Genomic DNA, 12,472 nt, shown 5'->3' with positions numbered 1-12,472 from the left:
CAGAACATGGCCGTTCTCGACCCGCGTCATCCTGCCCGGAACCGGCCAAGAAACGGCGCGGCCGAAACGACGATTCGCGCCATGGTCGTGCTCGGCACCCGGCCCGAGGCGATCAAGCTCGCCCCCGTCGTCCGGGCGATGGACGCCTCCCCGGTCTGCGAACCGATCGTGGTGAGCAGCGGCCAGCACCGGGAGATGCTCACGCCCATGCTGGCGGCCCTCGGCGTCCGGGCGCACGCCGACCTCGGCGTGATGCGGGACCGGCAGCGGCTGTCCGGACTCACCGGACGGCTCGTCACCGCGCTCGACACCGTCATCCGCGACGAACGTCCCGACGTGGTGATCGTCCAGGGCGACACCACCACCGCGATGTGCGGCGCGCTCGCCGCCTCGTACGAACAGATCCCCGTCGCCCACGTCGAGGCCGGGCTGCGGACCGGCAACCTGTACAACCCGTTCCCCGAGGAACTCAACCGGCAGCTCATCGGCCGCATCGCCCACTGGCACTTCGCGCCGACCGAACGCGCCGCCGCCCACCTGCGCGCCGAGGGGATCCCGGCGGCGGACGTCCTCACCACCGGCAACACCGTCATCGACAACCTGCACTGGATGCTGCGCCAGGGCACCGGCGAGCAGGCGTTCCGCACCACCGGGAAGCGGCGGATCCTCGTGACGCTGCACCGCCGCGAGAACCAGGGAAGCGGGATGCGGGGGCTCGCGGGCGCCGTGCGGCGCCTCGCCGACCGCGGCGACTGCGAGGTGCTGCTGCCGCTGCACAGGAGCCCGACGGTGCGCGAGTCGCTGCTGCCCGGCCTGTCCGGCCACCCCGGCGTCACGATCCGCGAGCCGCTCGGCTACCCCGACTTCACCGCGACCCTGGCCGCGTGCGACCTGGTCCTGACCGACTCGGGCGGCGTCCAGGAGGAGGCCCCCAGCCTGGGCAAACCTGTGCTGGTCCTGCGCGCCACCACCGAACGGCCCGAGGCGATCGACGCGGGCGTGGCGCGGCTCGTCGGGACCGACCCGGACGAGGTGTTCGCCATGGCGTCCCTCCTGCTGGACGACGCGGACGAACACGACCGAATGGCCCGTGCCGTCAATCCCTTCGGCGACGGGGAGGCCGCGGACCGTATCATCGGCGCCATGATCCGCGACTGCCTCCGGCCGGACGCCGAGAACCGTCCCGCGTTAGGCCCCGCCGCCTCGAACGGCACCGCTACGGGCGACCTGCCGAGACACACCGTGTCAGACGGCACCCGGGCAGACGGCGCCGTCGCGTCGGACTGATGCCATGCCGGACGTCGGCGACCACCCCACCACCCACCGGGCGACCCGTGCCCTCCGGTGGTCGCCCGCGCTCGCCCTGGCCGCCCTCCTGACCGTCGCGGCCGTGTCGATCGTGGCCGACCGCGGCGGCGGGGACGCGTTCGTCCGGTGGCGGGACGGCACCGTCCACGGCCCCTGGCGGTCGGTGTACGACGGGCACGGCCTCAACGGCACGCGCGGGGACGTCATCTCGCTGTGTCCGAAGAAGGCCACCGACCCGGCGAAGACGCACGCGGGTCTGGTGGTCTCCCGGGAGCGGCACGGGAACATGGAGTTCCGCCTGCGCGCCCGCACCGTCGCCCAGTTGCGGGTCGGGAAGCCCAACCCCTGGGAGGCGGCCTGGATCGTGTGGGCCTACTCCGACGACGGCCACTTCTACTACTTCATCCCGAAGCCCACGGGCTGGGAGCTGGGCAAACGCGATCCCGCCTACCCGGGTGGCCAGCGTTTCCTGGCCACCGGCGGGGGCCGCTTCTCCATCGGCCGCCAGTACACGGTCAGCGTCGTGCACAACGGTCCCCGCATGGCCGTCCGCGTGGACGGTGAATTGCTGACCACGTTCACCGACACCGAACGCCCGTACACGGGCGGGTCCGTGGGCCTCTACACCGAGGACGCCGAGGTCGAGTTCCGCGACATCACCGTCCACCCTCGTCCCTGACCCGACGTATCGGACGGAGAGTCGCCACCGTCCCGGCGCCGTCCCGGCAGGGCGTACACGAGGAGCGCGATGACCAGCAGCGACGACAGCGCCCACCAGACGTGCGCCTCCCGCCAGGCGACCGGTTCGAGACGCGACATGTACAGATACCCGAACGCGGCCCAGACGCCGCTCACGGCGATCACGGGCAGGGCGCCGCGGCTCGTCGAGCGCATGAGCAGGTAGGGCACCGGCCACGCCAGATACTGCGTGCCGAACCGGTAGGTGACGATCAGAAAGACCAGCAGCAGCGCGAGCGTCAGGGAGACGGGATCGGCGCGGCGCCACCACCACGCGGCGGCGAGCAACGCGACCGCGAGCAGCGGGGTGCCGACGGTCCCGTACCCGGGCGACACCACCTGGTCGCCGCCGGTCACGACCGCGGACCAGCCCCAGTCCCCCGCCACGGGCCGCGTCCCCATCGACGCCGACAGGCTCTCGCGCAGCCGGCCCGCGGGCGTCCCGAGGAGCGGCACGCTGCTGAGCAGGAACGCCAACGGGACCGCGGCCGTCCAGACGAGCACCATGATCCGCTGCCGCAGCGCGGGCAGCGTCAACAGGACGCCCGGCAGGAGCAGCACCGACCAACTCGCCGACGTCACCGACATCCCGATGAGGACGCCCGCGAGATGCGCCCGTCCACCCCGGGCGGCCAGCAGCGCCGCCGCGCCCAACGCCAACGTGATCGGCGCGAACTGGCCATGCAGGGCGCTCACCATCAGCACCACCGGCGCGCACGCGTACTGGAAGCTCCGCAGCGCGCGGACCCGCGACGACGGGTCCGAACTGAGTTTCGCCACCAGCGGCACCAGTGCGAGGTCGGCGAGGACGGGCACGACACGTCCGGCCACCTCCCAGGGCAGCCCGACCAGTTCGCTCAGGTACCGGACGCCCGCCAGGAGGTAGGCCAGCATCGGCAGGAAGTGCCAGCCGCCTTCCCGCAGGTAGAAGAGGGGGTCGCGGCCGTCGAGCACGGTGTCGGCGGTGCTGCGGAAGTCCTCGTCGAGGTCGTAGGGCTGGAAGGTGTCCTGGGCGGCGATCAGCATCACCGTGACGCGCAGCGCCGCGCCGACGGCCAGCGCCACGGCGAGCGGCGGCGCCCACCGGCCACGCTCGGCGAGCAGTGCCAGGGCGAGTCCCGCCACCAGCGGCAGGCCCATCACGAGAACATGGGTCACCGCTGGCCTCTCATCCACGGGGCGGAGTTCGGTGTCCGGCGTCCGGTTCCGTTAGGGTCGGCGATCATATGTCCACGAGCGTACGGCGGGTGAACCCATGAGTGGAACGGCGATGGACCGGCAGGAGGATGCCGGCCTCGCGGGTAGGCGGGTGCTGGTGACGGGAGGGTCCGGATTCATCGGGGGGCGCCTGGTCGGGGCGCTGCTGGCCGCCGGAGCGGAACCCGTCGTCGTCGATCAGCGTCCGCACCCCGATCCCGCCGTCCGCTCGGTCGTGGGCGACCTGCGCGACCCGGCCGTGCGCGACGCCGCCGTCTCCACGGATCTGGACGGAATGGTGCACCTCGCGGCGGCCACCTCCGTCCTGCGGTCGATCGAGGACCCGGCGGGGGTCTACCGGCTGAACGTCGACGCCACCGCAGCCCTGCTGGAGCTGTGCCGCGAGCGCGAGGTGCCGCGCGTGGTGTTCGCCTCGACGAACGCCGTCACCGGCGACGTCGGCGGCACCCCCATCCACGAGCGGCTGCCGCTCCGGCCGCTCACCCCCTACGGGGCGACGAAGGCGGCGGCGGAGATGCTGCTCAGCGCCTACACCGGCGTGTACGGCATCCAGACCTGCGCGGTGCGTTTCGCGAACGTCTACGGTCCCGGGATGCGGCACAAGGACAGCTTCGTGCCGCGCCTGATGCGGGCCGCGAGCGCCGGCGAGGGCGTCCAGGTGTACGGCGACGGCACCCAGTTGCGCGACTACGTCCACGTCGACGACGTGGTGCAGGCCGTGCTGCTGGCGTGGCGCACCGGGCACACCGGCCCGCTCGTCGTCGGGTCGGGCCTCTCCACCAGCGTCAACGACCTGATCGAGGCGGCCAGGGCGGTGACCGGCGCGCCCATTCCCACCGAGTACGTGCCGGCCAAGGCGGGTGAGATGCCCGCGGTCGTCCTCGACATCTCCCTGGCGCGCGAGCTCGGCTACGAGCCGCGCCACGACCTGCGCACCGGTATGGAGACCGTGTGGCCCGACTTCGCGCCCGTGGAAGTCGCATGAGCCGGGACGACGTCGGCATCGACCGCGCGGCCGTGGCCGCCTTCACCGCCGAGTACGGGACGCGACTCCCCCCGATCGCGGTCGTCATCGCCGCCTACGACGAGGAGCGGGGCATCGGCGACGTCGTCCGGTCCATCCCCCCGAGCGTCGCCGGGCATGACACCGCCGTGATCGTGGTGGTGGACGGCGCGACCGACCGCACCGCCGCCGTCGCCCGCGAGCACGGCGCGATGGTCTGCGACGTGCCGGTCAACCGCGGGCAGGGCGCGGCGCTGCGCCTCGGCTACCGGCTGGCCCGGGAGGGCGGCGCCGAGTTCATCGTCACCACCGACGCCGACGGCCAGTACGACTCGGCGCAGATACCGCGGGTGCTGCGGCCGGTGCTGGACGGCGAGGCCGACTTCGTCACCGGGTCGCGGCTGCTGGGACGGCAGGAGACCTACGACCGCGTCCGCCGCGTCGGCGTGCACGTCTTCGCGTGGGTGGTCAGCGTGCTGACCGGGCAGCGCATCACCGACACCTCGTTCGGGCTGCGCGCCATGCGGGCGGAGGTCACCGGCACCGTCACGCTCCGGCAGCCGCAGTACCAGTCGTCCGAGCTGCTCATCGGCGTCATCTCGCGCGGGTACCGGGTGCGGGAGGTGCCCGCGACGATGCGGCTGCGCGCCGCCGGGAAGACGAAGAAGGGCGGGAACCTCGTGTACGGCTTCCGCTACTCGCGGGTCGTGATCGGGACCTGGTGGCGGGAACGCCGCGCCGAGCCCGTCGTCTCCGCCCCCGCCTCCGCGGAACGGGTCGTCGGGGCGCCCGCGAAGACGAAGTAGTGGAACAGGACGAACTTCACCACGAACATCACACCGTAGACGGCGAGGAACGCCCCGCCGACGAACGCCGTCCGCAGCGCGTCGGACTCCACAAGCCGGGGGGCGAACCGGTCGGCCGCGCCCGTCGCCCAAGCGGACAGGACCATGCTCGCCACGGCGATCACCCAGTACGGCACGAGTTCGCGCCACAGTGACGCGCGTCCGCGCCGCCCCCACGCCCACCAGCGGTTGAGGACGTAGTTCAGCGCCGCGCCCGCGCCCCAGGCGACCACGGACGCGGCGCCGGGGCCGAGCAGCCCCGGCCCGTACGTCAGCAGCAGCGTCGCCTCGCTCAGCACGGCGGCCAGCACCGAACCGACCGTGTAGCGGGTGAAGATCAGCCGGAATCCGCGCATCAGTCGGGTGCGGTCCCGGCGTCGGCCGGGACCCGCGCGACCGCGAGGACCGACTGGCCGAACGGCACGGGCAGGACGCGGTCCAGCACCCGGGTGACGGGGACGATCACCCGGTCGTACATGCCGACGGCGCCGGAGTTCGGCTTCTGGGCCCGGCCGAGCCGCATGGCCGTCCACCAGGCGAGCCCGCCGAGCAGGTTCACCGGCCGCGCCAGCTCGCAGCCGAGCCCGGCGCGGACGATCGCGTCCCGCAGCGTCGCGGGCGTGTACCGCCGGAAATGCCCGACCTTTCGGTCAAAGTCGCTGTAGAGGCTCTGGTAGCCGGGGACCCACAGCACGACCGTGCCGCCCGGGACGACCGACCGCGCCAGCGAGGCCAGGACGGCGGCGTCGTCCTCGAAGTGCTCCAGCACGTTGATGGCGACGGCGGAGTGGACGGGCCGGTCGAGGAGATCGCCCGCGTCCAGGTCGAACACGCGGACCTCGATGTCGTCCGCGACGCGTCCGTCCGGCGCGAAGCGTTTGCGCGCCAGCTCGACCGCACCCGGATCGACGTCGGTGACGACGAGCCGCGCGAGGCCGGAGAACTGGGCGGAGAACTCGCCGAGACCCGCGCCGACCTCCAGCACGGAGGCGCCGCAGTGCGGGGCGATCAGGTCGAACTGGTAGCGGCGGTAGCGGGGTTTGTCCGGCCCCGCCGCCTCGGCGTCCCGATCGCCGAGGCCGCGGCCGGTGGCGCGGGTGAACGCGCCCTGTGCGTCGCTCATGGGGCTCCCGATCGTCACGTCTCCTGCACGGGACTGGCGTGGTCACGCCAGTTCACCTTCGGTAGCAGAGCCTCGGGACGCACCCGGTCCGCGTACCGCTTGGCGACGTCGAACAGCGAAGTGATCAGCGTATCGGAGAGCAGGTGCGGGGTCAGGCCGAGGTCCAGCAGCCGCGTGTGGACGACGTTGTAGTAGTGCTCTTCCTTCTCGACGCGGGGGTTGTCGAGGTGGTCGATCTCGACGCCCCCCGGGAAACATCGCGCGACGGTGTCGGCGAGCTCCTGGACGGACATCGCCTCGGTCATCTGGTTGAACACCCGGAACTCGCCGCGCTCGGCGGGGTTCTCGCAGGCGAGCTCGATGCACCGGACGGTGTCGCGGATGTCGATGATCCCGCGCCGCTGGCCGCCGGTGCCGTAGACGGTGAGCGGGTGGCCGAGCACGGCCTGGATGACGAACCGGTTCAGGACGGTGCCGAACACGGCGTCGTAGTCGAACCGGGTCGCGAGACGGTCGTCCAGCACGGTCTCGGGGGTCTGCTGCCCGTAGACGACGCCCTGGTTGAGGTCGGTGGCGCGCAGCCCCCAGATCCGGCAGGTGAACTCGATGTTGTGGCTGTCGTGGACCTTCGACAGGTGGTAGAACGACCCGGGCCGCTTGGGGTACAGGACGCGGTCGGTGCGGCCCTTGTGCTCGACCTCCAGCCAGCCCTCCTCGATGTCGATCTCGGGGGTGCCGTACTCGCCCATCGTGCCGAGCTTGACCAGATGGATGTCGCGGTCCACCTCGCTGATGGCGTACAGCAGGTTGAGCGTGCCGACGACATTGTTGACCTGCGTGTACACGGCGTGCTTGCGGTCGATCATCGAGTACGGCGCGGCCCGCTGCTCGGCGAAGTGCACGACGGCCTCCGGACGGAAGTCGCGCAGCATCTCGTAGGTGAAGTCGGCGTCGGTCAGGTCACCGACGTAAATGCCGATGGACTCGCCCGTCACGTCCTTCCATGCCGCGATCCGGGTCTGGAGCGACTCGATCGGTACCAGGCTCTCCACACCCAGCTCGTAGTCGTACTGGCGCCGGACGAAGTTGTCGGCGACCGCGACGTCGTGGCCGCGGCGCGACAGGTGGAGGGCCGTCGGCCAGCCGAGGTATCCGTCGCCGCCGAGAACTAGAACACGCATGCATCTCTCCCGCTGGTACAGGGGTGTGAAAAGGGAACCGGAACCGCCTCAGTCAAGGCAGGCCGGATAAGACCGCGATAAGCATGGATTCCCTCACATGAGCCGAGCCGTCACCGCCATGCCGACCAGGCTTCCCGGCTCACCTGGCGGACACCCTACAGACCGCCCCACCGTGGTCGCATCACCTGCGTAACCGCACGGGCACCGCCGGAAGTTCCCACATTCCCCCGTCAAGTGACGGCAACCATCCGGAGATCGAGATGCCCGAGGTCGAGCAGCGGTGCGGGGGCGAGCTCACGGGACGTCTCCTTGCGGCGCGCGGCCGCGCGCACCTCGGTCGGGGGCTCTAAAGATCGTAAGGGGCGCGCGGTCAGACGAGACCACGGCGGGCCGCGTGCACCCCCGCCTGGAACCGGGTGCGGGCGTTGAGCGTGCGGAGCAGGCGGGCGACGTGCCGGCTGACGGTGCGCGCGCCCATGCCGGTGTACCGGGCCACGGCCTCGTCCTTGAGGCCGGCGGCGAGCAGGGTCAGCAGGTGCCGGTCGGCGTCGGACAGCCGGGGCCAGACGTCGCAGGACTCGCGGTCGGCGTGCAGCGGCGTGGCCTGTTCCCAGCAGTTGTTGAACACGCTGATGAGAATGTCGAGCAGTGTCGAGGGACGGATGACGGCGGTCATCCCCGGCTCGTCGCCCTGGAGCGGCATCAGCGCCATCTCGTCGTCCACGATGACGAGTTTCGTCGGCGGGTTCTCCAGCACGCGGGCCTGTTCGCCGAGCACGGCGTCCTGCCGCACCACGTCGCGTTTCCCGGGGATGGCGAGGGATTCCGGGGTGTAGATGACGCGGTACTCCACCCCGTTGGCGAGCCGTTCCCGTTCGATCTCGTTGGGGCCGACGGGGTCGACGGTGTAGGGCGGCTTGTCGATGGCCTTGACCTGTTTGACCGCGGCGCGCTGCACCTGCTCGTAGCGTTGCGCGACGGCGTCCGTCCCGTCGATGACCTCCACGAGTTTCTGCGGGTTCGTGCGCTGCTCGGCGGCCAGCAGGTCGCCGCTGAGTCGTTTCGCCTCGATGCGGGCGCGGATGAACTCGGTCTCCCGCTTGTGGATCAGCGCCTCGACGACGGCGTCCGGTGGGTAGGGCGCGTATCTCGGATCGTTCCGCTCGCCGGCCGCCGGACCGGCGCAGGCGTCGACGCCGACCATGCCGAGGGCCTCCAGTTCGGTGAGCAGGGCCGCCAGCCGGGCCCGTGGCTCGCCCGTCAGCTTCACCAGTTCACCCAACGTGCTGCCGGGATGGAAGAGCAACGCAGAGTAAATGGCCTGTTGCGATGCGGTGACACCAAGTGCCGCGAACGGATTCTCACCGGTCGCGGAGGCGGGAGACATGGACGGGATTATCTAGCAGTGGCGGGAGGCAGCCAAGCCTCTACCGCCCATCGAATGCCCACATTTCTCGTGCGGCGCGGCCATGACGGCTCGTGTTCACGTCCGAAACCCGGAAAATCTTGCCTCGGCCACGGCGCCGGCCGCATGTCTTCCACTTCTCGGGCGCTCTCGACCGAACTCCAAATGAGCAATTGGATTTTCCGCCCGATCGGCCGGGCGGGGCAAGTGGGCGCGGTGGCGAAGATCGACACCGGCGACAACTCGCCAGAACGCGGGCCGAGAGAGGCTTTCTCGCCTGGGCACGGCCATTTACCTTTGCCGCACCCCCCACACGAGGAGAGACCATGTCTCACAGACGCGGCCTTCGGGTCGCCGTACTCGCCGCCGGCGTACTGGGCCTCGCCGGCACGCAGGGCGTCGCCACGGCCCAACCGTCCGCTCCCCAGCAGCCCTCGCCGTACTCCGCGGCGACGGCGGCGAACGTCCCCGCGGCCATGCTCCAGGCCATGCAACGCGACCTCGGCCTCACCGCGGCCGAGGCGAAGCAGGCGCTGGCCAACCAGGTCGACACGGGCGCCACCGCCGGCAAGCTCCAGCTGAGGCTCGCGGGAAGCTACGCGGGCAGCTATGTCACCGGCAAGACCGGTGGAACGCTGCACGTCTCCACCACCGATCGCGGCAAGGCCGCGGTGATCGCCGCGCACGGCGCCAAGGCGACGGTCGTCAAGTACAGCCTGGCGCAGCTCGACGCCGCCAAGGCCAAGCTGGACCGTGCCAGTGCGGGGAGTGACACCTCGCACACGCCCGTCTGGGCCGTGGACGTCCGCAGCAACAGGGTCGTGCTGCAGACCTCCGCTCCCGAGAAGGCACGCGCCTTCGCCAAGGCGGCCGGGGTCGCCCTCGGCATGCTGACCATCGAGCGCTCGAACATCCAGCCGCGCCCGTTGTACGACCTGCGCGGCGGCGACGCCTACTACATGGGCAGCGGTGGACGCTGTTCGGTCGGCTTCCCCGTCACCCGGGGCGGCACACAGGCGGGCTTCGCCACCGCGGGGCACTGCGGCAAGGCCGGGACGAGCGTCAGCGGCCACAACCGGGCCCAGCTGGGCAGCTTCCAGGGTTCGAGCTTCCCCGGCAACGACTACGCGTGGGTGGCGGCCAACAGCCAGTGGACGCCCACCGCGCGGGTCAACGGCTACGGGAAGGTCGCGGACCGGGCCGTGGAGGGCTCGACCGTGATGCAGGCGGGCCAGCAGGTCTGCCGGTCCGGCTCCACCACCGGTTGGCACTGCGGTTCCATCACGCGGCTCAACACCAGCGTCACCTACCCCGAGGGCACCATCACCGGGGTGACCCAGACGACGGTGTGCGCCGAGCCCGGCGACTCGGGCGGCTCGTACATCAGCGGCACCCAGGCGCAGGGCGTGACGTCGGGCGGCTCCGGCGACTGCAGCCGTGGCGGCACGACGTTCTTCCAGCCGATCAACGAGCTGCTCCAGGTGTACGGCCTCACGCTGTACACGGGCGCCACCGACCCGGGCGATCCTGACCCGGGCGACCCTGGTGACCCGAGCGGTTCCTGGGCCGAGGGAACCGTCTACAAGGTCGGGGACGTCGTGACCTACAACGACGTCCAGTACCGGTGCATCCAGGCCCACCAGGCCATCTCGGGTTGGACCCCGGAGAATGTACCGGCACTGTGGGAGCGAGTGTGATGACGGGCACGACCCGGCATCCGTGATAACGGCGCCCCGTACCGCTGACGGGGCGCTGCTCCCCGGGCCCCCTCCCTGCTGCCGCCGGGAGGGGGCCCAACCACGTCGTGGCCGGACCTCACCCCGCCGCGACCACGTCGTCCCGGCGCCTTCCCTGGAACAGGGGGCTGTCGAGGATGCGGTGGTCGTGGCTCGGGATCACCTCGCAGTCCAGGTCGGCGACGAACTGGAAGGTGTCGTAGCACTCGAAGAGATTGGTGTGGATGGTCGGCGCGACGCACTTGCGCCAGTCGTGCGGGTCCCAGTTCTCGTAGACGCCGATGGCGTCACCGGCGAGCAGGAAGCGTCCGGCGTCGGTCTCGACGAGGACGCCCTGGGAACCCGGCGTGTGCCCCGGCAGCGGAACGACGGTCACACCCGGACAGATCTCCTGTTCGTGGGAGACGGCCTCGGTGCGGTCCCACGCCGACATCCAGGGCGCCTGGAGCCCCGGCAGTTTCTCGTAGGCGCGCTCGTGCAGCGGCAAGGGATGGATCGCGTATTCGAGTTCGCGGCGTCCCACCAGGATGCGGGCGTTCCGGAAAAGGGCGTTGTTCGAGCAGTGGTCCCAGTGCAGGTGGGTGTTGACGACGTAGTCGACGTCGTCGGGGTCGACTCCGCATTCGCGGAGCGCGGTCTCGGGCAGCTCCTCCGGGGCGCGGACGAACGCGTAGGGGTGGTGCTCCCGGACGTACTCGGGCGCGAGCGTCCCCGTGTCGACGACGACGCGCGTGCCCGCGGCCTCGATCACGAACATGAACATGTGGATGTCGATCGTCTCGTCGCTGGCCGAACCGTAGACGGCGGCGGCCAGCGGGACGTTCTCCGACCGTCCGACGCGGATCGCGTTGACGGTGACGCTCATCGCCCCTCCAGAACGTCGACGCCCAGGTCGTGGGCGACCCGGCGTAGGTCGGCGACGGTCCGTTCGGGGAGCAGCAGCCCGTCCCGCGCGTTCCGCGCCTCGGCGAGGTCCTCGATCTCACCGGGGTAGCGCACCTCGTCCTCCCCTTCCCGCGACCCGGCTTTCAGCTCCGTCACCAGGGTCGACATGCGCTCCTCGAACTCCCGCACGGGGCTGAAGGAGGCGATGTCCAGGGCCATATAGAGATGTCCGGAACGGCCCGGTTTCTCGGACTGGTAGGGCCCGTTGACGGCCGACCCGAAGCCGCTCGCGCTCAGCACCCCGGAGAGGACGTCCATCATCACCGAGATGCCGTAGCCCTTGTGGCCCGCCATGGGCAGCACGGCGCCGAGCAGGGCCGTCTCGGGGTCGCGGGTGGGCGCGCCGTCCGCGTCGACGGCCCACCCGTCCGGGATCTCCTCGCCCCGGTTCCGTGCGAGATAGATCTTGCCCCTGGCGACGGCCGTGTTGGCGATGTCCAGCACGAACTGCCGGTCGCCGCCGAGCGGCGCCGCGATCGACCAGGGGTTGCTGCCGACGAGCTTCCCGCGCCCGCCCCACGGCGCCATCGCGGGGCTGGAGTTCGTCGTGAGGATGCCGATGCAGCCGCGCGGCGGCGCCATCCTGGTGAAGTACGCGGCGGTGCCGAAATGGTTGGAGTTACGGACCGCGACGACCCCGACGCCGTGCCGCCCGGCCCGGTCGACGGCCTCCCGCGCCGCCCGCGCCGTGACGACCTGGCCGATGCCGTCCCGGCCGTCCAGGGTCGCCACGGCGCCGGTGCCGGAGACGATCTCGGCCTTGGTCTGGCCGGTCATGACGCCCGACCGGATGCGGTCGACGTACCAGCCCACGCGCAGCACCCCGTGGGACTGGTGGCCCCACAGGTCGGCCTGGACGAGGCTGTCGGCCACCAGCAGGGCGTCGGCGGACGGGACCCCGCACGCGACGAAGATCCGCGTCGCGGCGTCCCGCAGCTCGTCAGCGGAGATCCGTACCGGCATCGTCCGT

At 71.3% G+C, this 12,472-nt stretch carries 12 protein-coding genes; 5 read left to right on the top strand and 7 right to left on the bottom strand.

The genetic code is table 11. The features are described from left to right. Positions 1-81 precede the first annotated feature (81 nt). Together wecB and D0T12_RS20550 are read left to right on the top strand one after the other, a co-directional pair. A complete protein-coding gene (gene wecB, locus D0T12_RS20555; protein ID WP_117401276.1) occupies positions 82-1,287 on the top strand; it encodes a non-hydrolyzing UDP-N-acetylglucosamine 2-epimerase in 1,206 nt (401 codons plus the stop codon). Between the two features lie 4 nt (positions 1,288-1,291). Next, on the top strand, positions 1,292-1,987 hold the full coding sequence (locus D0T12_RS20550) for a family 16 glycoside hydrolase (protein WP_199487587.1): 696 nt from the start codon (positions 1,292-1,294) through the stop codon (positions 1,985-1,987). On the opposite strand, the gene D0T12_RS20545 is transcribed toward D0T12_RS20550, so the two are convergent. After that, positions 1,930-3,204, bottom strand: a complete 1,275-nt coding sequence (locus D0T12_RS20545; protein ID WP_147339562.1) for a hypothetical protein — start codon at positions 3,202-3,204, stop codon at positions 1,930-1,932. The two genes, D0T12_RS20550 and D0T12_RS20545, sit on opposite strands and share 58 nt — an antisense overlap. Before the next feature lie 97 nt (positions 3,205-3,301). Between D0T12_RS20545 and D0T12_RS20540 the strand changes: the two genes are divergently transcribed. Together D0T12_RS20540 and D0T12_RS20535 are read left to right on the top strand one after the other, a co-directional pair. Continuing rightward, positions 3,302-4,249 carry an NAD-dependent epimerase/dehydratase family protein gene (locus tag D0T12_RS20540; RefSeq protein ID WP_233526188.1) on the top strand — a complete coding sequence of 316 codons (948 nt, stop codon included), beginning with the start codon at positions 3,302-3,304 and terminating at the stop codon, positions 4,247-4,249. Next, positions 4,246-5,073: a glycosyltransferase family 2 protein gene (locus tag D0T12_RS20535; protein ID WP_117401273.1), complete on the top strand. Its 828-nt coding sequence runs from the start codon at positions 4,246-4,248 to the stop codon at positions 5,071-5,073. Before D0T12_RS20540 ends, D0T12_RS20535 begins: the two co-directional genes overlap by 4 nt. Here D0T12_RS20535 and D0T12_RS20530 read toward each other — a convergent pair. From D0T12_RS20530 to D0T12_RS20515, 4 genes are all read right to left on the bottom strand, one after another. Continuing rightward, a complete protein-coding gene (locus D0T12_RS20530; protein ID WP_117401272.1) occupies positions 4,962-5,468 on the bottom strand; it encodes a GtrA family protein in 507 nt (168 codons plus the stop codon). The genes D0T12_RS20535 and D0T12_RS20530 overlap by 112 nt on opposite strands. Beyond that, complete coding sequence (locus tag D0T12_RS20525) at positions 5,468-6,235, bottom strand: class I SAM-dependent methyltransferase (RefSeq protein WP_117401271.1); 768 nt, start codon at positions 6,233-6,235, stop codon at positions 5,468-5,470. The genes D0T12_RS20530 and D0T12_RS20525 overlap by 1 nt, the downstream gene beginning before the upstream one ends. A 14-nt stretch (positions 6,236-6,249) precedes the next feature. Then, a complete protein-coding gene (locus D0T12_RS20520; RefSeq protein WP_117401270.1) occupies positions 6,250-7,416 on the bottom strand; it encodes an NAD-dependent epimerase/dehydratase family protein in 1,167 nt (388 codons plus the stop codon). Positions 7,417-7,786: 370 nt separating this feature from the next. Further along, positions 7,787-8,686 carry a helix-turn-helix domain-containing protein gene (locus D0T12_RS20515; protein ID WP_158581556.1) on the bottom strand — a complete coding sequence of 300 codons (900 nt, stop codon included), beginning with the start codon at positions 8,684-8,686 and terminating at the stop codon, positions 7,787-7,789. Between the two features lie 461 nt (positions 8,687-9,147). On the opposite strand from D0T12_RS20515, the gene D0T12_RS20510 reads away from it, so the two are divergent. Next, positions 9,148-10,518: a carbohydrate-binding protein gene (locus tag D0T12_RS20510; RefSeq protein WP_117401268.1), complete on the top strand. Its 1,371-nt coding sequence runs from the start codon at positions 9,148-9,150 to the stop codon at positions 10,516-10,518. A 118-nt stretch (positions 10,519-10,636) separates the two neighbouring features. Here the strand turns inward: D0T12_RS20510 and D0T12_RS20505 are convergent, their stop codons facing one another. Together D0T12_RS20505 and D0T12_RS20500 are read right to left on the bottom strand one after the other, a co-directional pair. Next, positions 10,637-11,422: an N-acyl homoserine lactonase family protein gene (locus D0T12_RS20505; protein WP_117401267.1), complete on the bottom strand. Its 786-nt coding sequence runs from the start codon at positions 11,420-11,422 to the stop codon at positions 10,637-10,639. After that, positions 11,419-12,465 (bottom strand): Ldh family oxidoreductase, encoded by a 1,047-nt coding sequence (locus D0T12_RS20500; protein WP_117401266.1) that lies wholly within the window; start codon positions 12,463-12,465, stop codon positions 11,419-11,421. The genes D0T12_RS20505 and D0T12_RS20500 overlap by 4 nt, the downstream gene beginning before the upstream one ends. Positions 12,466-12,472 lie beyond the last annotated feature (7 nt).

Origin of the sequence: Actinomadura spongiicola (assembly GCF_003432485.1) — a bacterium.
In the GTDB taxonomy this organism is placed as follows: domain Bacteria; phylum Actinomycetota; class Actinomycetes; order Streptosporangiales; family Streptosporangiaceae; genus Spirillospora; species Spirillospora spongiicola.
The sequence above is the reverse complement of the archived record's forward strand: the minus strand, read 5'-3'. Positions and strand labels throughout refer to the sequence as shown.